The following is a 25,631-nucleotide window of genomic DNA, read 5'->3' as shown; positions in this document are numbered from 1 at the left end:
TCTAGGGAGTATGGCAATGAAGTCAAACGCGGAAACAATACTTGAAGCAATCGAGGATTTGCATAATCAAGAGCAGATCGTTACTCGAACAACACTTGCCGACCTAACTGGGCTGCAACTATCAATAATTGATGACCGATTGTCTTACCTGGTCGATAGCGGTCAGATTATCCGTGTGCAGCGCGGTGTATTCATTCCAGCCCCTAAGCATCGTCCAAGTCGCATTATGTGCAAGATGGTTTTGCCTGATGGGACCGTTAAAATTGAAATAGGGGATGATGAAGTTTTAACGCTCACGCCACGCGAAGCGCGTAACTTGGGTAATTTGATGGTTGCAGAAGCTATGCAATACGCCAATATTGAAATGGGTCATCACATGGCAATATTGCAAAGTGAAATTTCGGGACAGGTTAGAAAATTAACGCGGCAAGTTGGGGAGTTGATGGATAGCGGTAAGCAAGGAGAGCTGTTGTAATTTATCAAAACAGCCCCCTCTAGGGTTCGACACATCTGCAAAATAATAAGACGATAGCCATATCAAGAGGTTTAAGTGATATGGCTGAAAAATCTAGAGAAATTATTAAATCTGTGGTTTTAGAGGAATTAACCAAAATCATAGATCAAAATGAAATTCCACATGGTGTTGAATACGATTTGATTCAACAGTTCAAGGAATCTACTGAGTGTGGGCATTTTGATGAAAGAATACCGCACACAGAAGCTTGTACTTGTCTATATGAGCAATCTTTTAAATATGGTCGTGCAGATATTGTCATTTATCACATGGATGGTAGTGCTAGTGTTATTGAAGTTAAAGATGGAACAAAAGGCTATACACATACCGTATCTGGTATTGGTCAGGCGACTTTATATGCAACTCAATTAGCTATGTCGAAAGGTGCCGTATCAAAAGTCCGACGTTGTTTAATGTGGTCATCAACAGGCGATATTCAGTTAGATGCACTAATAGAGATTGCGTGTGAAAAAGCTGGTGTAATCCCATTGCCTACAGCCTCAATGAAACAGATCATGGCGTGTAGAGAAGCCCATAAAAAATCATATAAACGGTTATATGGTGAGGAAATGGTGTCACGTGGCTGGAAGTAGATCGAAAGTTGATTATGACCGCATTGAGCGTGGATGGAGAGCAGGGATTCTTAGTCCACGTCAATTAGCTGCTGCGTATGAAGAAGAAACAGGTCAGAAGGTTTCTCATGCTGCAATTATTAAACATTTTACGAAACTTGGAATACCACGGAACTTAGCAGAAAAGATTAAAGCTAAGTCTGATGCAATGGTTACGCAAGCAATGGTTACGGAGCAGGTTACACCTGTAACCATTAAACGAGATAAAGACATTATCGAAGATGCTGCTACCCAATTAACCAATATTCGTCTTGGTCAACGCAAAGATATTCAACGTTCACGCAAGATTGCTATGAGTCTTTTTGATGAGCTGGAACATCAAGTCGGTGTAGAAAATGCAGAGAATCTTGAGAAATTAGGTGAGCTACTTCGTTCAGAAGATGATAAAGGTCGTGATGCATTAAATGACTTATATATGAAAATCATTTCAATGCCTGGTCGTGTGAAGTCTATGAAAGATTTAAGCGACACACTCAAAACGCTGATTGCTTTAGAACGTCAAGCGTTTGGATTGGATGATGAGAACAATAAGCCAGTTGATGCACTGACCGCATTACTTGAGCGTGTAAGCACTGGAAATAGTTCTGCATTCAAGCCAATTGCTGATGACCCTGAATATTGACGTACGTACGCAAATGAAACGACTAATCACCCACGCCAAAACATTTTCATTCACGTACACGCTTCAAAAATGCTTCAATACTGTGCAAAATGGAGTAAAAATTGATTTATAACACTAACTTACAGCCATTGCCCACAAATGCGGAGCAGCTAGAACGCTGCTTAGCTGACCCGATTTGGCGTATTTTTAGTGGCTGTTTATATAAGATCAAAATTAAAGGTGATGACTTTCGGGATGAGTACGGAGAACTACAAACGGCTGATACGTTTGAATTGCCGTTTCAGCCGAATGATGCACAGATTCGATTCTTAGATCGGTTGTGGTATCGCAATATTATTCTGAAAGCACGTCAGTTAGGTTTCACAACACTGATTTGTATTCTATGGCTTGATCATGCCTTGTTTAATGCCAATCAGAATTGCGGCATCATCGCTCAAGATTTACCAACCGTTTATAATATATTTAAAGATAAGATTAAATTTGCGTACGATAATTTACCACCTGAAATACGTGAACGTTTCCCACTTAAAACATGCAATAAATCAGAAATGGAATTTGCTCACAATGGTTCAACCATCCGTGTAGCAACATCATTCCGTTCAGGTACCATTCACCGTCTGCATATTTCTGAGTTTGGGAAGATATGTGCCAGCGATCCAGCCAAAGACGATGAAGTAATCACTGGTTCTATTCCAACCGTACCAACCAATGGTGTACTTGTTATTGAATCTACTGCTGAAGGTCGTAACGGTTCGTTCTATCAGATGGTTCAAATTGCACAGGAAAACTATGCAGCGCGTAAAAAACTAGGACTTAAAGACTATCGCTTTCATTTTTACGCGTGGTGGCAAGAACCTAAGTATCGTCTCGATGCGTCCAGCGTTCATATTTCGCATGAAGATCACCAAAACTTTGATGAGATAGAAGAAAAAGTTAAGCAAGAGATGGGCATTAAGTGTCATCTTGATCCTGATCAACGTGCTTGGTACGCCATTACTCGCGATAACGACCTGAAAGGCGATCAAGCGAAAATGTGGCAGGAATATCCTTCATTCCCTGAAGAAGCTTTCCAAGTGGCCAAAGACGGCAACTACTATGCCAAAGATATGCTGAAGCTAAGAAAGCGCGGTGGCGTGTGTTCTGTTGAAGTCCTAGATATACCAGTTAACACCTTTTGGGATATTGGGAACAGTGATGGATGTTTTATCTGGTATCACCAATTAATGAATCAACAAGACCGTTTTATTAATTGTTACGAAGCTCATGGTGAAAATCTACAGCATTATGTGGCAGAGCTTACTAGTCATGGATATGTATTTGGTACTCATTATTTACCGCATGATGCGGCACATCGACGTTTAGGTGATTTCAATAAATCTACACTAGAACAATTACAGGATTTATTACCTGGTCATAATTTTGTGATTGTTCCTCGAATCACACTGTTGAATACAGGCATTCAATTAACTCGCAAGTGCATGAAAAACTACTGGTTTGATGAAAAGCGGTGTGACTTAGGTATTAAACGTATCGAAGGCTATCAGAAGAAATTTTCTAAATCTGAAAAACGCTTTATTGATGAACCCAACAAAGCCAATGGTTGTTCCGAAGGTGCAGATGCACTACGTCAGCACGCACAAGCCAAAGAATCAGGACTATTGGACGATTACGTCTATACGGCTAGTCGTACAAGTGATAATTCAAGTACAAATACACATGAACAGCAATCTAGTTATAGAGAAGCACCACCAACAGATTGGCGAATGTAAGGATTTTAAATATGTTTGATCAAGAAACAGCAAAGATTGAGCAAGCTAATCTTGAAGATGATGCTTTGACACTCGATGAACTGACCGAAATTATGCACGAAATCGAGGAACAACCGCATTGGCGGCATATTGCTGATAAAGAAATGGACTATGCAGACGGTAATCAGCTTGAGACTGAATTGCTGAATCGTATGAAGCAGATCGGGATTCCGCCAGCGGTTGAGGACATGATCGGGCCTGCACTGCAATCGGTTGAGGGTTTTGAGTTGCAGACACGTACTGACTGGCGTGTGAAAGCAAACGGTGACACTGGTAGTGATGATGTAGCTGATGCTTTGAACTTTAAACTCAATCAAGCTGAGCGTTTGTCTAAAGCTGATAAAGCATGTAGTGATGCGTTTCGTCCGCAAATCGGCTGTGGTATCGGTTGGGTTGAAGTTAAACGTGAGCAGGACCCATTTAAATATCCGTATCGTTGCGTAAAAGTACATCGAAACGAAATCCACTGGGATTTTAAGTCAGTTGAAAATGATTTGAGTGATGCGCGTTGGTTGCGTCGTACACGCTGGATTCACCCAAAGCGATTGGTTCAAGCATTCCCACAACACAGGGAATTGATAGAAACCGTTGGGCGTTATGGTGGATCGTGGTGGCAAGAAGCTGGCGTATTGGACGGTGGCTCAAATACTGGACTGCAAAATGCATGGCTTGATGCTCGTGCTTATACGATTAGCGAGCAGCACTGGTATAACCCAACGTCAAAAGAAATCAATATCGCTGAGGTTTGGTATCGTCGCTGGGTGCATGTGCCTGTTCTAAAGTTCAGTGATGGTCGTGTCGTTGAGTATGATTCGTCAAACATGAATCACGATATAGCCATTTATCAGGGTATTGCTCGTGTAGAACATGCCAATATATCTAAGGTTAGACGTTCATATTGGTTAGGCCCACATTGTTTGTTTGATGGACCTACGCCTTATTCGCATCATTATTTCCCTTATGTGCCGTTTTGGGGTGCTCGAGAGGACAATACTAATATCCCCTATGGCTTTGTACGTCGCATGAAGTTCAGCCAAGACAGCATTAATAGCGGTATTTCTAAATTGCGTTGGGGCATGAGCGTTACACGTGTTGAACGCACCAAAGGCGCAGTAGATATGACAGACGAACAGTTGCGTCGTCAGATTGCACGTCCTGATGCTGATATTGTGTTGAATGCTAACCATATGGCCAAGCCTGGCGCACGTTTTGATGTGAAGCGTGACTTTGAATTGTCACAACAGCATTTTCAATTGATTAGTGATAATCGTGCTGCAATTGAGCGTGTATCTAATATCACAAGTGGTTTTCAGGGTAAAAAAGGTAATGCCACATCGGGCAAACAAGAGCAGTTGCAGATTGAGCAGTCTAATCAGACTTTAATGAAGATCATGGATAATTTTAGAGAAGCACGAACACTCATTGGTGAAATGCTCTTATCCATGATCGTGGAAGATATGGGAGATCGTGAGCAAACTGTGATTATCGAGGGTGATGCAGTACGTGAAGATCGTACAGTGGTCATCAATAAGCCTGAAATTGATGAAATGGGTTATCCGTATGTGAGCAATGATGTACAGCGTATTCGCTTGAAAGTGGTACTTGATGATGTTCCAAGTTCTACAACATTCCGTGAACAACAATTGAATGCACTATCTGAGATTACCAAGTCATTGTCGGCTGAGATTCAAACGGCAGTATTGCCGTATGTCATGGCATTGACCGATATTCCATTCAAGAAAGATATTATTGAATCTATTCGACAAGCTACACAGGCGCAAACACCTGAGCAAATCGAACAACAGATTCAAGAAGCAGTTAAGCAAGCACTGGCACAAGCTGGCAATGATATTAAGTTGCGTGAACTTGAGTTGAAAGAACGTAAAGCAGCAAGTGAAATCAAAGAGATTGATGCACGTTCAGTACAGATTGGTGTGCAAGCTGCATATAGCGCAATGCAAGGTGGTTCACAGGTCGCAATGATGCCGCAGATTGCACCAATTGCTGACGAGATTATGAAGGGTGCAGGTTATCAGCGTCCTAATCCAATCGGGGACGACCCTAATTTCCCAACCGCGAATCAGACAGCAGCACGTGATGTACGTTCACCGTACATTGAGGGTGAAGGGGCGCAGTTGGGCAGCGAGGGACTTGCAGAGGTTCAGCAGAATACAAGCCCGATGAACCCACCAGTACCACAGCAAGGTTCAACAGGAATGCAGGGTATTGAGACTCCACGAACCAGTGACAACATGCCCCCTATAAGGCAAGAGTAATTTCAATTGTTCGTAGATACTAAGGCAGTCAATCGACTGTCTTTTTTATTGTGGGCATAAAATGTTAAAGAAATTATTACCTTTCGCTATGTGTGCATACATCGGCACTAAATCCGTATTAGCAACAACTATGACACGTGGTGAATATAACCATTATCGTAATTGGGATATACCTGAAAACGAAGACCCTTCCGAACAAGGCTACTTAGTTGAATATGTTGATGGTGGAAAACCAAATGATGAACGACATAAAGGCTATATCTCTTGGTCGCCAGCATGTGTATTCAAAGATGCTTATCGACCAAACGGAAGTTTAAATTTTGGTGATGCACTTACTGCTTTGAAACTAGGTAAAAAAGTTGCTCGTTCAAGTTGGAATGATTTGCAATATGTGGTTGCTCAAGGTGAATCCAAGCAAATTGAATCAACCTATATCTGGAATCCACACAACAAAGCTCATGCTGAAAAACTTGGTGGGTACATTGATGTTGCACCATATTGCACATTAAAGACCGCACAAGACACTTTGGCTATGGGTTGGACACCATCTACAGGTGATCTATTCGCAAATGATTGGTTGATTCTGGAGTAAATTATAATGTCAAATACTGAACAGCAAATTGAGCGCAAAACTCTGCCATTAATCCTTTCCCCCTGTAAGGTTTTTACTTACTAAGTATAACTTTTAAAATTTACTTATCAAATTTGAGTGATTTTATTATGAGAGTTAGACCAAGAAAAGAAAATCCAAAATCAAGACAGAGTTCGCTTAATTATGAAAGAAAACGTGTTTTACAAAGCGCACTTCTATTTGAAAAATATAGAGATATAGATGGATTCCTAGCTTCATTGAAAGAGCGATTAAAAGATCGTGGATTAAGTGTAAAACAGATCCAAATAAATCTAGGGTTTAATAAGAAAGTTATTTATAGCTGGTTGAGAGGTGAAAAAATTCCATCTCAAAAATACCAAGTAGCTGTATGTGAGTATCTTGATATTCCTTATCACAAACTAGCTTTAACACCAAATGAGCAGGGAGATTATCCATGCGGTATGCGAGTCTGCAATGTATGTGGATGTGAGTTTGCGGTATTTAAAAAAATAAACTATGGGCAAATGAAATGTTGTAGTTGTATACAATTAAATTCACCAAGCAAATAGTAAGGCAATCTTTCCCCCCTGTAAGGCTAACCACTTCATATCTAAATACTAGACACTTTCCTCATGTTGAGCAATCAACAGCTAAACGCTAGTAACTCTAGCCATTCGCCTTAGCGGTCACAGCGATAAGTGATAGGACAGACATGGAAATTACAGAGCAACAAAACGAGATAATTGAAAACAACGGTGGAAAACTCACACCTGAACTTGCGGCTCAATTGATAGATCAAGAGCTACATGGCGATACCGCAAATGCGGAAAATGGTAGTGCGCCAGAAACTACCCAAGCACAGGACGGAGCCAATACACCTAATGCAGAAGCACAAACAGCAAAGCAATTTGATGAAAGTCAATTAAATGCTGAAAATGCTGTGGTAATTGCAAAAGATGGTAAGCACACCATTCCGTTTGAACGACTTGCAGATGCACGTAAGAGCGAACAGGAATGGAAGCAGAAGTTTGAAGATGCACAGATTCAACTTGCACAGCTTCAAGCCAATGCACAACAACGTATTGATAACGGTCAAGCACCAACAACTCAAGATAGTCAGGCTGCTATCGCACAACAAGCCATTGATCAGGGGATTGATCCTGCGATTTTTGGTGATTTTAGTGAAGAAGCTTTAGCAGCAGGCATTCAGAAAGTTGTAGACATGCGTGTGGCGGCAATGGTGGATCAGCGTTTAAAAGACGTTTTAGCACCACTGCAACAGCAACAGGCGGTCAGTGCTGAACAGGCACACTTTACCGAAATCTTTACGGCTCATCCTGACGCTGAATCTATTGTTGAATCAAAAGAATTTAGCGATTGGATGAATGCTCAACCCAGCTTTGTGAAAAACGCTTATCAAAATGTACTTGAACAAGGTTCATCGAAAGATGTAGTTGAACTTTTAGGACAGTACAAGTCTGCTAATCAATTACCTCAAGCTGCACAAACTGTAGATACAGTGAGAGCAGCAGCGCAACAAGCTGTAAGACAAGCTCAAACACAAGTACCACATAGCCTTTCAGATTTCCCTGCTGGTTCGCCTGCTGGCGTTTCTCGTGATGAGCGTGTCGCTAATATGACACCAGCTCAAATGATTGAGGAAATGTCAGACTGGACACCAGAGCAACGGGAACAATATCTGAATCGTCGTGTGTAATTTAATTTGTGGAGAGTCGACATGACGAATAAAACCAATGCCGCTTACGGTGATAAGACAAATATGGTGACACAGGCCGTTGGCTTGTTCGCTACACACATGCAACGTAACAGTACCTTAAACCTTTTGGCGGGAAAAATGCCTAAAGGCGAAGCTGGTGCTGATGCAACATTGCGAAAACAAACCACTCAACACATGCCTATTGTTCGTGTTCAGGATTTGGGTAAAGGGCGTGGTGATGAAGTAACTTTCCATTTGCTGAATCCTGTAGGTGCTTATCCAATTATGGGTAGTGCTTATGCCGAAGGTCGTGGCGTGGGCATGTCTTTGAATGAAGATCGCTTGCGTGTGAACCAAGCACGTTTCCCTGTAGACTTGGGTAACGTGATGTCACAGATTCGCAGCCCTGCTGACTTGCGTAAATTAGGCCGTCCTGTAGCACAAAGTTTGATGGATCGTTATTGCGACCAATCGCTATTGGTTCACATGGCTGGTGCGCGTGGTTTTCACAACAACATCGAGTGGGTGATTCCAAAAGCCGACCATGCAAATTTCAATGAAATCATGGTGAATCGTATCAAAGCCCCAACCAAAAACCGCCATTATATTGTTGATGGTGCTGGTGTGAAGCAATTCACTGTGAATGCTGGCGAAGTTGATATTGATACTACCGATTTATTTACAATGGATTCGGTTGATTCAATGAAAACTGTTTTGGATCAGATTGCTTTACCACCACCGATTTGTAAGTTTGAGGGTGATGCAAACGCAGAAGATTCGCCATTGCGTGTGTGGCTTGTATCGCCAGCACAGTACAACAAGTTTGCAGCTCAACCTGGTTTCCGTTCTTTCCAATCGGCAGCGTTTGCCCGTGCAAGCCAAGCGAAACAACATCCGCTTTTCATGGGTGATGTTGGTCTGTGGAATGGATTTATCATCCGTAAAATGCCGCGTCCGATTCGTTTCTATGCAGGCGATGTTGTTAAATACTGTGCTGCCTATGATAGTGAAACAGAATCTAGTGCAGTTGTTCCGTCTAGCTTTGGTGTGACACATGCAATTGACCGTTCAATCATTTTGGGTGGACAAGCGATTGCAGAAGCAATGGCATCTTCGGAACATTCAGGCGCACCATTCTTTTGGTCTGAAAAAGACTTGGATCACGCTGACAAGTGGGAGGTGCTGATTGGTGCAATTCGCGGTGTGTCGAAAATCCGCTTTGATGTGAACACTGGGGATCGTCAAGAGTTTACGGACTATGGTGTAACTGTAGTCGATACGGCTGTGCCTATCATTGGTGCTTATCAGTAATTGTTTTGGGTATGTCTAGTTATGGGCATACCTAATATTATCCTAATCCTTGGAGATTTAAACATGGCGACAATTAAGAAAAAGCCGAATGGGTACGGTCAGTTTGGTGGGTTTTCGCCTTTTGGTAACTCAACAACATTGCTATTTGCGTTAGCAACCAATGCCACAGGTGCGGTGATTGATTCAGATTCTACGGCTGCGGTGGCAAGTGGTGATGTGATTGATTTGGGTGGATTACCAGCAGGTATGCGCCTTGATGATGCTCAAATCCTGATTAAAACAGGTATGACAGCCACCATTACAGGTTCACTTGGCTTTAAGTATGCTGATACTGATAGTACGGAAGTACCTCAAGATGCTGCTTATTTTATTAGTGCTGGTGATCTTGCAACGGCAGGTCGATTACGAGCTAATACAGGTAAATTAGTAACCTTACCTAAACCAGCACGATTAATTTTAACCACTGCTGTAGCTGCGAATGCTAAAGCAAGCGACATTAAGGTTATTGTCAGTGGTGAATTGAAAGGCCCTCGTTAATTCGGTTGAGCTTTGGCGATGTGAGTTCTATTGGCTTGCATCGCCTTTTTTTAAGATTTTAAAAAGGGAACTGATATGAAAACTATTGCAATAGCGATGATGTGTCATGTGATTAACGCAGCGTACTGTCAATCTTTAGGTGATGATAGTCAGCCTACTTGGGATGATGCACCAGACTGGCAAAAACAAAGTGCTATCGCTGGTGTGGAAATGCATCTTGCAAATCCTGATGCAACACCTGAGCAATCACATGAATCGTGGTATGCACAAAAAGAAGCGGAAGGTTGGACCTATGGTGAGGTTAAGGACGCGGAAAAGAAAGAGCATCCATGTTTTTTACCTTATGATGAATTACCGATTGAGCAAAAGGCAAAGGATTATTTATTCCGTACAACGGTGCATTTGGTTAAGCACTTGCCTGATCCTGAAGATTACTTGGCATTGTCAGATGAAGTTAAAAATTTACGAGCTAAGGTTCAATCAGGATTGGTCGCGTCAGTAGCTACAGCAGTTACAAAACCAACAATGCTCGGATCAGCAGGGATTGCAATTCAATACGTTGGTCGAAAGGATCAATATGTAGATAATCTGTATGGCTCAAATTTAGTGTTTGCACGTGGACAAGTACGAACTGTACCAAGCAATCTTGCAAGCAGTCTGCTTAAACACCCTGAGTTTCAGCGTCATGAGCAAGCTGTAGATGGTGATACAAGCCATCAAAACGATGATACTTCCGAAATTTTGGATGCTGCAAAAAAGCAACATGACAAAGAAGATGAACAGGAAGCTATTGTTTTAGATGAAATTGAAACAATAAGTCGCATTACAGATAAACAAAGCCTGATCCAGTATGCAAAAAGTAAATATGATCAAAACCTGAAAGTCAGTAATAGTGTAAAAACATTGCAAGGTCAGGTTATTGAAATGATCAAACAGTTTGGAGTGGTGTAATGCAACTTAGCCAATTGATTAACCGCTTTCGTGTTGAAGCCAATGATAAAGTAGAACCATATTTTATTGATGATGATGCTGTAATCAATTGGCTGAATGATGCTGTAAATGAAGCGTGTATACGTGGTCGTTTATTATATGAATCCCAAAACAATGATGTTTGTAAAATTGGTGTATTGATTGGTTCGTCTCGTTATCAACTACATGAATCGTTGTATGAATTAAGTCGAGTGTGGTTTCAGCCAAGCGATGGAACAAAAGGGCAATACTTGACTTTAATGTCAGCTGAATTACTCGATCATTATTATGATGGTGAGAATTGGCGAGTGAAACAGGGTAAACCTGAACACATTATTCAGGATGATACAGGTATTCGTCTTGTTCCAATTCCTGATGTAGGCGGTGAATTACAATTGGAAGGCTATCGTGTGCCATTGTCAGCAATGCAAAATGATACGGATAAGCCAGAGATCAATCAGATTCATCATATCCATTTAATTCAATGGGTCTTACATAAAGCGTTCAGCGTGCCTGATTCAGAGTTTTTCGATCCTAATCGTTCAGCTTTAGCAGAACAAGAGTTTACAGATTACTTTGGCCCACGCCCTGATAGTGATTTACGACGTATGACACGTGAGGATATACCGCATAACGTTATTCCATTTATGCCATGACTTTCTTGTGACATAAGCACCCCTGTAAGGCTAAGAAATTTCGCTAGGCAATGATTCAATACCTTTAACCACAAGGTATTGAGTATTTTTATCATGGCTAACACGCTTTACGATTACTGCCGACAACGTTTTTTAGAATCTAATATTAACTGGATGACCGATACTATTAAGGTGATTCTGGTTGATTTCGGTGGCTATACTCCACAAACTTCTACACACCAATATCTATCAGATATTTCATCATCAGCCCGAATAGCAGGTCCAGTTACATTGACTTCCAAAGCCACTACTGGTGGTGCTGCCGATGCTTCGGATTGTACTTTTTCTGCCGTGTCTGGTGCATCTATTGAAGCGATTGTGATCTACAAAGATACGGGTACTGAAAGTACCAGTCCACTGATTGCCATTATTGATACTGCAACAGGTCTACCAATCACGCCTAACGGTGGTGACATTATCGTGACTTGGGACAACGGTACGAACAAAATCTTCAAGGTTTAATGGGTGGATTATGTTCAATATTTTTAAAAAGTCGTTGGGTGTGTGTGAAAAATGCAAGCAGCTTGAACAAGAAAACCTTGCATTACAGCAACGTGTTAAGCAGCTTGAGGGGAAACAGGTTGCTTTAATTATTGAGCGTGATTTTTGGGTGGAGCAAGGTCGCAATCTACAGAACAATTTGCAGACATGGCAACGCATGTATTCAGGCATGTATGACCAGTTGGGCAATGGTGTGGTCACAGATCAGGATATTGCTGACAATCTTGCGGTTGCATCAGCACAATTAAAGCAACCACTCACGACTGTTGAAGCAGTACGATCATTGACTGCATGTATGGATGCAGCAACTCAAGGCAAATACACATCAGTATTTGATAATGCAGTTGAGAAAATCGTCTTGAATAATCAATCTCGATTGGAGAATAAAGATGAGTGAAGAACCTAAGCCAACACCAATGATTATTGGTGCTGGCGGTTTTGATTCTGAGCGATTAGGCAACAATCAGCCCAATATGCAATGTCGGTGGGATATTCTGATTCATTTGCCCAAGTTCCAGATGTTTGTTGTAGAAAAATCAAAGCAGTCGCATAGCAATGTTATGGAATGGATTATTGGTTTTGTTCAGGACCAGTGCTACCAAGATGCCATGGCATTTTTTGAATCCTATGAACAATGGCATAAAGAGAAAGGCTATTGGGCAAATGAGGATGTGTTCGGCCAGCTAATCACTGAGTAATCAATATGGGATCAGGTATTCGTTTAGAGTTTGCTCAGTTTGGTGACTTTGATTCATTCGACATTCATAGATCAACGTCACCAATACCTGATGTTAATAATCTACCAGCAGCATTAGTTACTGGTTTAACAACAATGTTTTATTTTGATCAAACTGTTGTTGTCGGGGCTACATATTATTATCGGGTAGTTGCCCGTAGAGGCAGCGAAGTAGCTGTTAGTGATCAGGTCTTTGCAGCCGCAGGTGTGACATTTGATGACTATTTAACAACGCTAGAGCCATTATATAGCTGGAAACTTGACGAGGCATCAGGGACTACAGTAAATGATGTGGGAACGGCTCATGTAAATGGGACCTTTAGTAATACAGGAGCATTGGTATATCGCGGTAAAGTGTTGCGTAAAGGTCATGCAGGGGCGGCAGGATTTGCGATTAGTGCCGAGGCAGTGTCACAGGTCAATGTTGTTGCACCAAGTGACTTGCAACGTCTAACGATGAACTCATTTACATGGTTTGCATGGGTGCATCCGACAGCGGCTACCTCATACAACTGGTTATTTTCAAACTGGATTTCAACATCACAAGGTACTGCGAATATGAGGGCATCAATAAACTCATTCCAGTTTCCAGGCGGTAGTCGTTCGATAAGCTATGGCTTAGCAATCGGTCGAACCAGCTTCATTGCTGTTGTATATAATGTAGCAAACAGTACATATAAATTTTACATAAACGGGGTATGGTACAGCGCAACTTATTCTGCTCCACCCACATCTATTTCAACCAGTACAAACTTTCAATTTCCTGCATACGCGAGTTATAGTTATTTTGGTATGCGTGGGTATTTATCTGACTTAACATTTTTCAAAAGAGCACTTACAAACGCTGAGGTAGAAAACTTATACGGTTTGGGATTAATAACAGGGTGATAAAATGGATAATAAATACAAACCGTTTTCACTCACACTTGTTAATCAGTTTGATGAGAAACCGTCCAGCTTAAAAAAACCATTTAAGTTTGTTGTTGAATACATACATGATGATACACCAGCAGTTACCCAGTATATTGAAACCACTTCGTTTATATCATCTGTAGTCAGTGTCCCCAAATTAGTCTTTAATCAGAAAATTCAAACATCTGGTTTTGACAGCTCTGGCTATGGTAGTCCTACAGTTGTTAATAAAAATAAAGAGATTAAAACAACAGGGTTCAATAGCTTATCGTTTTCACTACCTAAAGTTTTTAATTCTAGGCAGTACATAAACAATAATAACAGGGGCTTCCTGTCTCAGGCATTTGGTACGCCATTTCTTATGGGTGGCGTTAAGTATGTCACGCCCAGTGGAATTTCATCTCAACAGACTGGAACGCCCAATGTAATCAATACAAGGGCGGATCAGTATATTCAAGGGCAGGGAATCGCACCACCAAGTTTTCCGAGTCCCACCGTTTCACCACGGTTTTTAGCGCCTACAGGCATCAAGTCTGATAATTTTGGTCAGCCATTCATACAACGTAGTCCAAGCCCAATCGGGTTTGAAACTTCATTGTATGGCGTTGCTTGGGTATCACACAGTCCACGTCATTTATTACCTGCCGTAGTCGATGGGTTCAATGCTGGCTATCCGACAATATATGACCCGACTCAACGGATTTTACTGGATAGCAAGGGTATAGAGGGTGGGATTTTTGGTGATACAGCATTAAGAAACACCAGAAGAATCTTAACTGTTAATGGTATTGATGCAGCACAGCTTAGTGACTGGGCGACTGTAGAAAGTAATTTAAGAAGTATTACATCCAAAGGGTTTGATTCTCAATCCATTGGTGAAAGCACAATACAGAATAAATCACCATCATTGCACCCATCAGGCTTTGATTCGCTGAATGGGTTAAGTGCTGATATTGGTTATCGTCATCGGGAATTAAAACCGACTGGTTTTTATCAACCGAAATTCGGGTCATCTAAACTAGAAAAACCGCCCGAACTACGTCCAGCAGGTTTTAATTCCAATAGTTTCGGTAATGCATTTATCTCCAATTTCACCAGAACAATTACCAGTAAGGGTGTAGATTCTCAAATATTTGGTGAACACGACACATGGTTTCGTTATCGTACACTTTCACCGACTGGAATTGATGCATCAGCATTTGGTGTGCAACGTATTGAACATGGTAGACGTAATATATTGGCGCTTGGTGCAGACCATTCTGCATTTAGTTATGGTGCATGGTTTTCATATGGGATACGAGAATTACAGGCTATTTCAATTGAAGCGCCATTGATACCACGGCATCAGGTCGGTGGCGCTCGTCAAATTATGCCTTTTGGATTTGTGGCCACATTATTTGGCGAACGAATTACCCCAGTGTCACAGTCGTTATATCCTCAAGGCTTTAGTAATGCGTTTGGTTTATCCAGTATTGATCTAGGTACTAAATATATTGAACCAAAAGGATTCTTTACCTATGACTCTGATCAATCACAACGTTTCGGTACAGCAAAATTCTGGAATCTAAGACAAGACATTATTCAGACATTTGATGCAGATAGCGGACTCACACCACCTAGGTTTGATGGCTGGACCAGCATTGAAAATCGGAACAAGGTCATAGGTGCTATTGGTGCGGATCAAAGCCGTTTGGGTAATGGAATCATTGAAAATAATGCTCGCCTGATACAGCCGATAGGGATTAATGCGCTTAATTTTGATAGACCACTGATTGCGGATCGGGTACGATCATTAAAGCTGGATGGGATAGAACCACTCTATATATCGGGTTGGACAGTTGTCTACAATGATGCACGTGTGATTTCCCCAAGTGGATTTAATAGCCAGATCATAGAGAGTAGCTCAGTTGAGAATACGCGACGCTACTATCCACGTGTAGGTAACTTTGAAAGCCTTGAAATGGGCCTGCCAATGATCAGTGACCGCATCCGCACCTTATCTATTGAATCCAGACATAGTATCGAACCACCACCAATACCGTTACATAAAATTGATTTATATACACGTTATATAGATGAGGTTGGGCGCAATGATGACTATATGGCATTTGGTAATCCATCATTAACTATCCACTGGAATATCATTTCTCCACGCTGGACGCTACGAGATGCGTATGGGTTTCCAACAGTTAGTAACCTAACACCTGAAATACCTGTGTTCGGACATAATAGTGAAGAATTTGGTAATACATTTGTTCGGACGCAATGGAGATCATTACAGCAAATTGGTGCAAATAATCAGTTGTTTGGGCAGTCTGAAATAGACTATCGGAATAAAAAGATAGGGGTGATTAGTTTTAATCAGTCAGCGTTTGGCAAATCCAAAGTCACTAAGACAGGTATACCGCCATACTACCCCCAACATATTTGGCTCAATGCTGTTGATTTAGATGGAGCTCAAATGGAAGGACATGGAATACCTGCACCTAAAGATCAGGTGTTACGTCCTTTCGTGAGGTCGAATGTGATTTCCCCGAATGGGTTTAACGCTAGTAGCATTGGTCAAGCAAAAGCTCAGTCAAATGGGATTTTAGTAGAACCAGGTATCCAAGAATTAACTGTTGGAAGCCACAGCATTGGCTTAAAAAACCGTGTGCTTAAAGCGCCATCTATAAATGATTCGATGGTTGTTTCCAAACCAAGGCTTTCTCCACATACAATTTATGCGGTAATGGATTCGCCAACACAGGCACGCCAAAACCATGAACCAGCAAACCTGCATTATGTAAATAGTGATAGTGGGGCAAGGCCGCCAGGTGAAGTTTTCGGATTTGCAACAATCTCTTTACAGCATCGTAGGATTACTGCGGGTATCGGTGCTGTTAGCGGCATGGGAAGCGGACATAAATTATCACTAAAAAAACAATATATATCAATTGATAAGGGAATAACCAGTCTAAGAATGGGTGTCAATATTGTTGGTCCATTTAATCAGGTTCTTGAACAGTTTGATTCCAATGATATGACCACTTTTGGCGATTCAGCAATCAAGCTAGATGATAAGGGCCCTAGATTATTAAAACCAAAAGGCATTGATGCTCTTGAAGTTCCCAAGAATACAATTGAGCATAGGAATAGAACACTAAACATTAGTGGATTTGATGCACTTCTAATGGGGCAGCCAAAATACAACGATACCCCATTTATGTGGCAAGGGCTGCGTATTGGTGAGTTGATTAGTGCAAATTACGGGGGATTGGATAGTCAGGTGTTCGGGCAGAGTTGGGTGTCACTTAAAGTACGTGATTTAAGAGTCGATGGTTTTGACTCATTTGCTTGTGAATATGATTATACCGCTTTCGATAAGCGCATGAGGGTGACTAAAACACCTTTGCCAAAACCAAGCCAGAGCATTCAACCTGTAGGCTTTGACGCATTTAGCCAAGGCGTTCCTAATATCAAACCAGCGGTACATTATATCCGACCCGATGGTAATGCGGATCAGTTTAGGAAAGGTGGTTTTTAATGGCAGGCATAAAATTATTTCCGATTGCAGGGATGAACAATGTTTCTGCTGATGATGCTTTGCAGCGTGGTGGTGATGCACCAAAACTATTTGTGCGTGATGCGCTGAATGTAGATATTTCAGATACAGGGCGGATTGCTTTACGCAAGGGTGCTTCTCAGGTATCCGCATTGAACTTTAAAAATATTTGGCAAAGCCCACTGCATAAAGATGTGTTTGCAACGCTTGATAATCAGCTTGTTAAATTAAATCCACAAACATGGCAGCACGAAGTATTAGCTGAAATCGGTCATACTCAACTTTGTTATGAAGTCGTCAATAATCTTGTATACATTGCAAGCGAGTTGGGTTTGTGGGCATATGATGGGAAAAATGCTCGTTCATTAACGATAGATACACCTGCTACACCAATGTTGAATATGCTAGATAGTGGAGGGTCATTGAAAAGTGGAACTTATAGTGTGGCTATTTCATGGTTGCGTGATCAGCAAGAATCCGCTTTATCGCAAATTGTATCAGATCAAATCACGCTTACATCGAATACCAATCTTGATGATCCATCATTTTCTAGCATTCAAGTAAATTTGCCTTATTGTTTTGACCAGTCTATTACGCATGTAAGGGTTTATGTATCTGATCGGAATGGTGGCGAGCTATTGCGTCATTCTGACCATCCAATCAGTACAACTTCAATTACCATTAGCAGTTTAGACTTAGGTATGGCAGCACGATTTAAGGGGCTTTCACCTATGCCGACTGGTCGATATATGAAGTATTGGCAAGGTCGTTTAATTACAGCAGATAAGAATATTTTAAGATTTTCAGAGCCGTTAGCATATCATCTTCATGATGAAAAGTTTGGCTTTGTCGTTATGCCTCAACGTATTACTTTTGTCTTGCCAGTTGATGGTGGTATCTGGGTTGGTCAAGTAACTCATGTGGTGTTTTTAACTGGAAATAAACCGCAGGACATGACTTTTCAGGCAAAGACCTCTCATGCACCAGTGCCTAACAGTGCGATAGCGATTGATAACAATGATATAGGGTCTGATATATCGCAAGGTGGTAACAATACCGCGCTTTGGTTGGCAGAGAACGGCTATATACTTGGTACGTCAAGTGGTCAAATTATTGAATTGCAGGCTGGAGTATTACAAGGGGTTGTTGCAAAGTCTGGCAGGTCTGTAAGGCTAGGGAGAAGAATCACTACTGTTATAACGTGATGTCATTGTTTACTTATACGGTATCTAATGATGAACGTGAAAGACTTGAAGAATGATTTGAAATCCGAAAATTACGAGATGACGGAACAAGGTATTTATTTTCCTAAGCAGGGCGTTATGGCGCAAGGTGAATACTTTGACCGTGTGAATGGTGGTGAATGGCAGACAACTCACAACCTTGTTGTTAATGAGGGGCTTGCACACTTACTGAATGTGGCAATGGGTACAACTGCAAAACCAGCAGGCTATTATCTTGCATTGTTTAGCGGTGCAACAGCGCCAGCAGCGAATTGGACAGCAGCCAATTTCCCAGCCGTTGCTGCCGAAATCGTGAGTATGACAGAGGGCTATACCAACGCAACACGTCCGCAATGGACACCGCAAAACACATCAACCAACTCGATTGACAATTTCACCTCAGTTGCCAAAGTGACTATTGCTACATCATCACAGCTCACTATAACTGGTGCAGCAATGCTGACAAATAGCACAAAAGGCGGAACGACAGGTACGTTGATTTCAGCTTCTAAATATGCTGCAGCGCGTGTATTCCAAGATGGCGATGAGTATGAAATTGGTTATCGCTTGAGTTTTACTGCAGCGTAACAGATGCACAGCCCACGTCCTTACGGGCTTTTGGTGTTGGATGGTAAGCTCACTGAAAATGACAGATTGTTCATTGACCATCAGCTTAAAAAGCTAACAAACCAAAAGACCGTATCCAATTTAGACAGTATCAGGCAGGTCAGGAACTTGCCTGATGGTGGTTATGTCATATTGCAAGATATGGGCGGAATCTTAAAGGCGATTGCTAACAAGGGAACGTTTGAGTATGTAATTGAATTTGATGGGCTAATTAAGTTTTATATCCCTATGTTATTCAGTGGTGTTATCACCCGTGCAAATGTAATGGAGGATGACGGTGTTGGAATTAAGCTTACTGAACAATGCCGTCGTCGATTAAACAATTATTCAGACAATCCACTACCATCAAAACAGTTATTTTTAAAAAGGTTCGTCATTGAGCCGCATCCAACTCTGTGCCCTGAATTTGCTGGCAACGGTTTAAGTGATGTCATAACCACACAATATACAGGGCAGTACCCAGCATGGTATAGCGGTGCAATGTCAGAAGTGATGCAAATAAGTGGTGGTTATGGTATTCAATTGCTTGACTCTTTACCTGAAAACAACTTAGAGCGAGCGCAATACATCGTTCCACCTAAGTATTTGGATAAGATTTTTAATGAACTCTATGATGTTCGACTGCCTTGCTATAGCGGTATTCCTCCGCTATTGGGGCAATTCCAGTTCGACTATAAGTTTTATCATACCAATGGTGTTGTATTTGACAATGAGAGTAAGCCTTGGCTTGTAAAAATTGACCCAAGTGGTGTATGGGCAATGCCACTGCCAATCATTCCGATCACGGCAACAGTCGCGTTTCGTGAATATATTGAAGAAGTTGGCGATCAGGAAGTCTTAAAAATTTTAGACAGATTTGGAGCAATGCCAAGCGGTGAGGGAATGCCACTGCTTGAACAGGATTTCCATGCATGGAAAAGAGCTGGTGTCATTATAAAGGTATGTGACTCATCTGACTTTTATGAGCATATTGCTTATTCAGATGCTTGTGGCTGGACATTTAACTCATCAGGTACGGAATGTTTTAATACCGCATATTCTGTTGATGAGGATGGAATTAAGTATGGTGTTGCCTATAAAGCTAGTTTTAGGTTCAAGGCTGCTAAACGCTGGGGTTGGTTAGACAAAATTGATGTTGTCGGCGAACAAGCTACCGCAGTCTCAAAGTATCTAAGTGCATTACTCAAGCTGCTACCCAAGGGTGATCAGAAAACTTTAGCAATTCTTTATAAATTACGTCGTGTATCAAAGGAAGATATTTATCAGCAGGCTTTAACAAGCTCACTTAGTCCCCTAGGTGTAACCTCTGTTGATGTGGATTACTGGGATAATCTTGAACTACCACCAATTGCCGATCATACAGGCAGAGTGGTTAAGGTTGGTCATGGCTATTTGTACCACAACGCCTTACCACAAAAACAGCCACAAATAAAATTTCCTGATGTAAAGATGAAAGGCTGTATCTCTTTTGATTTTAGACCAGAAAAAATAACAAGCCAGAATATAAAGCCAAACTGCGACACCATCATGTATGGTTACTATGTTGGCGATAGCCTGAAAGTTGTTAAGTATTTTGTGGACTGGCGTTCATATATCGCCGAGTATAGTGATAATTTTGAACGAATCATGATTGTTGGTTCATGGGAACAATTAGAGCGTGTTGGGCCCACATCGTTACAAGGATACTTCTATACCAGTGATCTTGATTATCGAGAAACCTTTTCACCCACTGAAATCAAGACAACCATTGTTGGTGAGGATAAAGGCTTTGATACTAAGCCTTATTTTAGTTTTCTCTTTCCTGGCTCATGCAACGGTGAGGTATGGAGAAACCGCTATTTCACCCATAAAACAGTATCCACTACCTATAATAGTGAATCCATAGCAATAGGAATCTGCATTCCATTCTTTGACCGTAATTCCATATTGCTGGCCAAGAAGAAAACCACATCAAGCACCAGTATGAATGAGCGACTGGAATTGCTCTACGTTCAAGACCCATATAAATACATCTACTGGACCTATGATTTTGTATATGCATGGGTGGGCCCAATCCCAAAGAGAACAGGTAAACCAGAACCCATAAATGGAAACCCTGTATGGGTGGAAATTGAGGAATACAATCCAACTGAAGTTTCAGACTTTGCGGATCAAGGACCTTGGCTACCATCAACACCCTATGACATTACATGGCTTGTCCATCCTGACTCGAACCAGTGGAACTATGGTGGTGGTGGTGGCAAACCAAAGGTAAATGAATATTCTAAGACGGATATAAAAGGCGCTCAAACAACAGGTGATCTATCATTTAGTGCAACTGACCAACCTTTTAAGGTTTTTACCAATGTGCCTGACGATGGCTATTTCAGGATGTCTCCAAACAATGCAGGCAACCTGTTCTATAGAGATACCTGTAAGGTTGTATTTGGTGATAGTGAATATGCCAACATATCCGAAACAGACCAAAACAATCGTCGCTATAAGTGGGGTTATACAAGTCTGGTTGAACATAAGTCTGTATATCATTTTATTGGAGTAATTAACGAATGACTTTGTATCGTGATGATATTCAGGAAACGATTGCATATTCCAATAACACGATGGGTAAGTCCAAAGCAGTCACAGAAGAACTCATTAGAATTAAAGAAGATTCTCTATATCTGCTTGCTGTGCTGTCTGGTGATGTTGTTTTAATTGCAGATGAGTTTGTTGATTCTGCTATTTTCCCTATAAAAGATAGTATTGGCGTTACTGATATATGTGTGGGGCGTAAACGCCATGTTGATTTTATCCATGATCAAATCATCGTCTCTGACAACCTTAAAACCAGACTACGTGCCAAGTCATTAATTCAAGATAATATTAGCTCTGCATCAACACAAAAAGATAAACAGCGAAATATAAATATTGAGCGATTGTTGATTGCTGAAAATCTCAACACTAAAAAATATAGTCTGTCTAAGTTAAATGAAGCCTTAAAAATTAAAGAGAATTTCAAAGCAACTGCGCGTCTTAAAGATTCAATGACTGATGTGCTTGATGTTTCAGATACTTCTTTAAAGTCTAAATTACGAGCTTTTACGAATGAGCATATTATTTATCAAGAAAATTATAGACTAAAAAAAATATCACGCTCAGCGATTACTGAAAAACTGAAAGCACAGGACAGTTGTGTCACCCGATACTCTGATTTTATTACCGACAATGTGTTGTATGCGGAACAATATACGCAGCGCACAAAGGCTAAACAACGTGTCGTTGATACAATCAGCATCAATGAGTTGCTAAAGCAGCAGCGTAAAATAAGACAATCAATTCATGAAAGCCTTAGCATTGTAGAGTTTAATCGTGGCAAAAATATTGCCAAGCAATTGGTCAATGACCTTGTTTTTATTGAAGATGATTATTCAAGAGAAAAGCAATATGGCTATGCTTGGACTGCCAATGTTGATACATGGGCCATGAGTCGCTATCAGGATTATGGCTTTAGTGATCTGACTGTGGTTGATGGTGTGCTTTATGGTGTGGCAGATGATGGCGTTTATCGCTTGGATGCTAATGCATCTGTTGATGGTAAATTGGTTACAGGTCAATTAGATTTAGGGCAAGGCAGCTTAGTTCATCCGCTAGGTGCGTATCTTGAATATGAATTATCTGGAAGTTCTAAAAAGTTGGAAATTGGCGTTAGCACAACTCAAACTGGCACCAAACAAACCTATTTTTATAGCCTACCAAAAGAACCATCTAATTATCTTACTAATGGTCGGGTTTTATTTGGTCGTGGTTTACGTGGTCGGCACTTTAGTTTTGAAATAAAAATATCAGGTGAGCATGGCTATATCAATGACTTCTCAATTGATATGACAGCTACTAAACGGAGAGTATGAGATGTCTACAGGTAGCTACGATAATAGTAAAAACATCATTGATCGCACTATGTACGAGGTTACTCACAAACTTGAGTACCTTGAAAATAAAGCCAACGGTTATGCTAACGAAGTGTCTCAGGCACTCGGTACAATATCTAATATTCAAGTTGATCCTGTTAAAACCCCACCCAAACTACCTGAGCTTGCGTCAGGTGGTTATGCGCCCATATCAGGTATCCAAGCACCAGAATTAAAAGCTGAACTTCCTAAGCCGTCAATTGTTGATTTGGATATACAAGTACCAAGAGAAATGGTAGCACCAGAATTTAACGGTCTTGAAGTCACTATTCCTGATGCACCAATTTTACAGAATGATTTAACCACACCAAATTTTATATCCGCGTCAGAAATCCCTAATGTTGACACAAACATTACACTTCCAACTTTACCAACGTTTGAATTTCAGAATATTGACAAAGGCACTATGCCAATCGCTGTCAATATTGATCAGTTATTGAGTTCGATTGATTTAAGTGATTTGGAAATGCCTAGCGCACCAGATGTACCGATCATGTACTTACCTGATGCTCCAACCATAAATGCTGGTACTGCGCCATTAAGACCTGAAATAGATGATGATGTTGAAATGCCTGATGCGCCAACCATCACCATGCCAGAAATTGAAGCTTTAGAAAAGATCACATTACCAAATTTTCAATTCGATGAAATCCCAATTTTTGAAGGTGAAGCGCCAAAATTTAATATAGCGTTCCCCGATAATATTGACTCAATTATTGCTAATGCATCAATGGTTATTGGTCAGGACTATAATGCTTTTAATGCTGATAATGCGATTAGCCCACTGGTTGCTGAAATACGTGCATGGTTAGATGGTAGTCATGCAGGTTTAGGCTTGCCTGAAGCTGTAGAAAAAGCTTTGTTCAATCGGGCGAGAGAGCGTACAAGCCGAGAAACTGAACGATCAGTACAAGAGGCTGTAACGGAGTGGGCGAGTCGTGGCTTTTCAATGCCACAAGGTATGCTTGCAAAACAGGTTGCAGATATTCGTGATCAGGGTAAATTGGCATTGGCTGACATAAACCGAGACATTATGGTTCAGTCATTTGATAAACAGCTTGAACATATCCGTTTTCTGACTGAGCAGGGTATGGCTCTTGAAAAAATGAAGCAAGACCTGTGGTTGAGCTATGTTGCTAATACGCTCGAATTAACTAAGTTTCATGTTGATAGCAAAATCAGTCTATTGAATGCTCAGATTAGTTTGTTTAATGCTCAGAATACTGCATTTGAATCTTTAATCACTGTTTATAAAACAAAAATTGAGGCAACGATTTCAAAAATCACAGCCTATAAAGCACAGATTGATGCTCAACTTGCCATTGGTCAGATTAATCAGCAAAAAGTGGATATGTTTAAAGCCAAGGTTGATGCGACCTTAACCAATGTTGAGATTTACAAGGCATTGGTTCAAGGTGCTACGGCAAAAGCTGGGCTTATTCAAACAAAGTTTGATGCATATAAATCTGAGGTTCAGGCATTTTCTGAACAAGTCAATGCAGAGAAAATAAAAATTGATGCATACGACTCACAGGTAAAGGCCGAGGCAACCAAAGCTTCGATGTATGAATCCCTTGCTCGTATGTATGCAGCAACTGTTGAGGGCGTTTCATCAAAAGCTAATATCAAGTTAAAAGAAGGTGACTTGCGGATCGAAGCTGCCCGTGTACGTTTAGCTGAATATACAGCGAATGTAGATGCTTATAAGGCTGATATAGATGCTCAAATGTCTGTAGTCACAAGTAAAACTTCGGCATTTAACTCCCAAGTTGAAGCATTTAAGGCACAAGTTAGCGCTGAAACATCAAAACTAAGTACGCAAGCCAGCGTTATTGATTCACAAGCACGCACTAAAATTTCGTTTGCTGATGCACAAGCCAAATTTGCTGAAATGAGAATGCGTGTTGGTATTGCAAATAGTGAATCCTTAGCTCGTTTCGCGGATATGAAATCACGTACAGCGATTGCAGTATCGGAAGCGCACTCCAGATACGCGGATTTATCTTTGCGTACAACAATTGCGAATACTGATGTATACAACCGCTATATTGATTCACGTATGCGTGTTGGTATTGCTAATGCGGATATGCAAGCCCGTTATGCTGACATGAATAGCCGAACCAATATCGCATTTGCTGAAACCCATGCGCGTTATGCAGATATGAATTTGCGTACAAATATTGCAAACAGCGAGACTCAATCCAGATATGCAGACATGAACGTGCGTACCAATATTGCGTTTGCAGAAATGCAGCTCAAGGAGTATGAAGCTAATATGCAAAATGCAATTCAGAAAGCACAACTAGCACTGGAAGCAGCCAAAGCGGTTGGACAATATTCTTCACAACTTGCCGCAGGTGCAATGTCTGCTATGCATGTTTCAGCAAGTATGAGCGCTGGAGGTTCTACAAGCTCAAGCTATAGTGAAAGCGAGTCAGAATCAACAAGCCATAACTATAGCTACTAGG

Annotated in this window: 22 protein-coding genes; all 22 read left to right on the top strand. The window is 41.1% G+C overall.

The features are described from left to right. Window positions 1–16: 16 nt before the first annotated feature. Window positions 17–475 (top strand): hypothetical protein, encoded by a 459-nt coding sequence (locus O1450_RS09730; protein ID WP_269228259.1) that lies wholly within the window; start codon window positions 17–19, stop codon window positions 473–475. A gap of 80 nt (window positions 476–555) precedes the next feature. Beyond that, entirely contained in the window at window positions 556–1,107 is a 552-nt protein-coding gene (locus O1450_RS09725) for a hypothetical protein (protein ID WP_269228258.1), read from the top strand. Next, window positions 1,094–1,768: a hypothetical protein gene (locus O1450_RS09720; RefSeq protein WP_331276164.1), complete on the top strand. Its 675-nt coding sequence runs from the start codon at window positions 1,094–1,096 to the stop codon at window positions 1,766–1,768. The genes O1450_RS09725 and O1450_RS09720 overlap by 14 nt, the downstream gene beginning before the upstream one ends. A 101-nt stretch (window positions 1,769–1,869) precedes the next feature. After that, the gene (locus O1450_RS09715; RefSeq protein ID WP_269228256.1) at window positions 1,870–3,537 is read left to right on the top strand and encodes a terminase; all 1,668 of its coding nucleotides are present in this window, start codon (window positions 1,870–1,872) and stop codon (window positions 3,535–3,537) included. Between the two features lie 11 nt (window positions 3,538–3,548). Further along, complete coding sequence (locus tag O1450_RS09710; RefSeq protein ID WP_269228255.1) at window positions 3,549–5,852, top strand: portal protein; 2,304 nt, start codon at window positions 3,549–3,551, stop codon at window positions 5,850–5,852. Between the two features lie 130 nt (window positions 5,853–5,982). After that, complete coding sequence (locus O1450_RS09705; protein ID WP_269230457.1) at window positions 5,983–6,444, top strand: DUF2829 domain-containing protein; 462 nt, start codon at window positions 5,983–5,985, stop codon at window positions 6,442–6,444. A 128-nt stretch (window positions 6,445–6,572) separates the two neighbouring features. Further along, window positions 6,573–7,013 carry a helix-turn-helix domain-containing protein gene (locus O1450_RS09700; protein WP_269228254.1) on the top strand — a complete coding sequence of 147 codons (441 nt, stop codon included), beginning with the start codon at window positions 6,573–6,575 and terminating at the stop codon, window positions 7,011–7,013. 143 nt (window positions 7,014–7,156) lie between these two features. Beyond that, complete coding sequence (locus O1450_RS09695; RefSeq protein ID WP_269228253.1) at window positions 7,157–8,161, top strand: hypothetical protein; 1,005 nt, start codon at window positions 7,157–7,159, stop codon at window positions 8,159–8,161. Between the two features lie 21 nt (window positions 8,162–8,182). Then, window positions 8,183–9,472, top strand: coding sequence for a phage capsid family protein (locus O1450_RS09690; RefSeq protein ID WP_269228252.1), 1,290 nt, complete (start codon window positions 8,183–8,185; stop codon window positions 9,470–9,472). 63 nt (window positions 9,473–9,535) lie between these two features. Continuing rightward, window positions 9,536–10,009: a hypothetical protein gene (locus O1450_RS09685; RefSeq protein WP_269228251.1), complete on the top strand. Its 474-nt coding sequence runs from the start codon at window positions 9,536–9,538 to the stop codon at window positions 10,007–10,009. Between the two features lie 75 nt (window positions 10,010–10,084). Continuing rightward, window positions 10,085–10,960 (top strand): RyR domain-containing protein, encoded by an 876-nt coding sequence (locus O1450_RS09680; RefSeq protein ID WP_269228250.1) that lies wholly within the window; start codon window positions 10,085–10,087, stop codon window positions 10,958–10,960. Beyond that, the gene (locus O1450_RS09675; protein ID WP_269228249.1) at window positions 10,960–11,634 is read left to right on the top strand and encodes a phage adaptor protein; all 675 of its coding nucleotides are present in this window, start codon (window positions 10,960–10,962) and stop codon (window positions 11,632–11,634) included. Before O1450_RS09680 ends, O1450_RS09675 begins: the two co-directional genes overlap by 1 nt. Before the next feature lie 93 nt (window positions 11,635–11,727). Beyond that, window positions 11,728–12,135 carry a hypothetical protein gene (locus O1450_RS09670; protein ID WP_269228248.1) on the top strand — a complete coding sequence of 136 codons (408 nt, stop codon included), beginning with the start codon at window positions 11,728–11,730 and terminating at the stop codon, window positions 12,133–12,135. A gap of 10 nt (window positions 12,136–12,145) precedes the next feature. After that, window positions 12,146–12,571 carry a hypothetical protein gene (locus O1450_RS09665; protein ID WP_269228247.1) on the top strand — a complete coding sequence of 142 codons (426 nt, stop codon included), beginning with the start codon at window positions 12,146–12,148 and terminating at the stop codon, window positions 12,569–12,571. Then, window positions 12,564–12,872: a hypothetical protein gene (locus O1450_RS09660; RefSeq protein WP_269228246.1), complete on the top strand. Its 309-nt coding sequence runs from the start codon at window positions 12,564–12,566 to the stop codon at window positions 12,870–12,872. The genes O1450_RS09665 and O1450_RS09660 overlap by 8 nt, the downstream gene beginning before the upstream one ends. Before the next feature lie 5 nt (window positions 12,873–12,877). Beyond that, entirely contained in the window at window positions 12,878–13,798 is a 921-nt protein-coding gene (locus O1450_RS09655) for a LamG-like jellyroll fold domain-containing protein (protein ID WP_269228245.1), read from the top strand. 4 nt (window positions 13,799–13,802) lie between these two features. Continuing rightward, window positions 13,803–17,348 carry a hypothetical protein gene (locus tag O1450_RS09650; protein WP_269228244.1) on the top strand — a complete coding sequence of 1,182 codons (3,546 nt, stop codon included), beginning with the start codon at window positions 13,803–13,805 and terminating at the stop codon, window positions 17,346–17,348. Continuing rightward, the gene (locus O1450_RS09645) at window positions 17,348–18,571 is read left to right on the top strand and encodes a hypothetical protein (protein ID WP_269228243.1); all 1,224 of its coding nucleotides are present in this window, start codon (window positions 17,348–17,350) and stop codon (window positions 18,569–18,571) included. The genes O1450_RS09650 and O1450_RS09645 overlap by 1 nt, the downstream gene beginning before the upstream one ends. Window positions 18,572–18,598: 27 nt before the next feature. Continuing rightward, the gene (locus O1450_RS09640; RefSeq protein ID WP_442865366.1) at window positions 18,599–19,177 is read left to right on the top strand and encodes a hypothetical protein; all 579 of its coding nucleotides are present in this window, start codon (window positions 18,599–18,601) and stop codon (window positions 19,175–19,177) included. 3 nt (window positions 19,178–19,180) lie between these two features. After that, the gene (locus tag O1450_RS09635) at window positions 19,181–21,766 is read left to right on the top strand and encodes a hypothetical protein (protein ID WP_269228242.1); all 2,586 of its coding nucleotides are present in this window, start codon (window positions 19,181–19,183) and stop codon (window positions 21,764–21,766) included. Next, window positions 21,763–23,103 (top strand): hypothetical protein, encoded by a 1,341-nt coding sequence (locus O1450_RS09630; RefSeq protein WP_269228241.1) that lies wholly within the window; start codon window positions 21,763–21,765, stop codon window positions 23,101–23,103. Before O1450_RS09635 ends, O1450_RS09630 begins: the two co-directional genes overlap by 4 nt. A gap of 1 nt (window position 23,104) precedes the next feature. Then, window positions 23,105–25,630 (top strand): hypothetical protein, encoded by a 2,526-nt coding sequence (locus O1450_RS09625; protein WP_269228240.1) that lies wholly within the window; start codon window positions 23,105–23,107, stop codon window positions 25,628–25,630. Window position 25,631 lies beyond the last annotated feature (1 nt).

This window comes from Acinetobacter sp. TR11 (genome assembly GCF_027105035.1).
Taxonomy (GTDB): Bacteria; Pseudomonadota; Gammaproteobacteria; order Pseudomonadales; family Moraxellaceae; genus Acinetobacter.
The sequence above is the reverse complement of the archived record's forward strand: the minus strand, read 5'-3'. Positions and strand labels throughout refer to the sequence as shown.

Bases quoted from the DNA above. Each gene is read 5' to 3' on its own strand.
- O1450_RS09730 (WP_269228259.1), top strand. From the start codon at position 17: ATGAAGTCAAACGCGGAAACAATACTTGAAGCAATCGAGGATTTGCAT.
- O1450_RS09725 (WP_269228258.1), top strand. From the start codon at position 556: ATGGCTGAAAAATCTAGAGAAATTATTAAATCTGTGGTTTTAGAGGAA.
- O1450_RS09710 (WP_269228255.1), top strand. From the start codon at position 3,549: ATGTTTGATCAAGAAACAGCAAAGATTGAGCAAGCTAATCTTGAAGAT.
- O1450_RS09705 (WP_269230457.1), top strand. From the start codon at position 5,983: ATGACACGTGGTGAATATAACCATTATCGTAATTGGGATATACCTGAA.
- O1450_RS09700 (WP_269228254.1), top strand. From the start codon at position 6,573: ATGAGAGTTAGACCAAGAAAAGAAAATCCAAAATCAAGACAGAGTTCG.
- O1450_RS09695 (WP_269228253.1), top strand. From the start codon at position 7,157: ATGGAAATTACAGAGCAACAAAACGAGATAATTGAAAACAACGGTGGA.
- O1450_RS09690 (WP_269228252.1), top strand. From the start codon at position 8,183: ATGACGAATAAAACCAATGCCGCTTACGGTGATAAGACAAATATGGTG.
- O1450_RS09685 (WP_269228251.1), top strand. From the start codon at position 9,536: ATGGCGACAATTAAGAAAAAGCCGAATGGGTACGGTCAGTTTGGTGGG.
- O1450_RS09680 (WP_269228250.1), top strand. From the start codon at position 10,085: ATGAAAACTATTGCAATAGCGATGATGTGTCATGTGATTAACGCAGCG.
- O1450_RS09675 (WP_269228249.1), top strand. From the start codon at position 10,960: ATGCAACTTAGCCAATTGATTAACCGCTTTCGTGTTGAAGCCAATGAT.
- O1450_RS09670 (WP_269228248.1), top strand. From the start codon at position 11,728: ATGGCTAACACGCTTTACGATTACTGCCGACAACGTTTTTTAGAATCT.
- O1450_RS09665 (WP_269228247.1), top strand. From the start codon at position 12,146: ATGTTCAATATTTTTAAAAAGTCGTTGGGTGTGTGTGAAAAATGCAAG.
- O1450_RS09660 (WP_269228246.1), top strand. From the start codon at position 12,564: ATGAGTGAAGAACCTAAGCCAACACCAATGATTATTGGTGCTGGCGGT.
- O1450_RS09655 (WP_269228245.1), top strand. From the start codon at position 12,878: ATGGGATCAGGTATTCGTTTAGAGTTTGCTCAGTTTGGTGACTTTGAT.
- O1450_RS09650 (WP_269228244.1), top strand. From the start codon at position 13,803: ATGGATAATAAATACAAACCGTTTTCACTCACACTTGTTAATCAGTTT.
- O1450_RS09645 (WP_269228243.1), top strand. From the start codon at position 17,348: ATGGCAGGCATAAAATTATTTCCGATTGCAGGGATGAACAATGTTTCT.
- O1450_RS09640 (WP_442865366.1), top strand. From the start codon at position 18,599: ATGATGAACGTGAAAGACTTGAAGAATGATTTGAAATCCGAAAATTAC.
- O1450_RS09635 (WP_269228242.1), top strand. From the start codon at position 19,181: ATGCACAGCCCACGTCCTTACGGGCTTTTGGTGTTGGATGGTAAGCTC.
- O1450_RS09630 (WP_269228241.1), top strand. From the start codon at position 21,763: ATGACTTTGTATCGTGATGATATTCAGGAAACGATTGCATATTCCAAT.
- O1450_RS09625 (WP_269228240.1), top strand. From the start codon at position 23,105: ATGTCTACAGGTAGCTACGATAATAGTAAAAACATCATTGATCGCACT.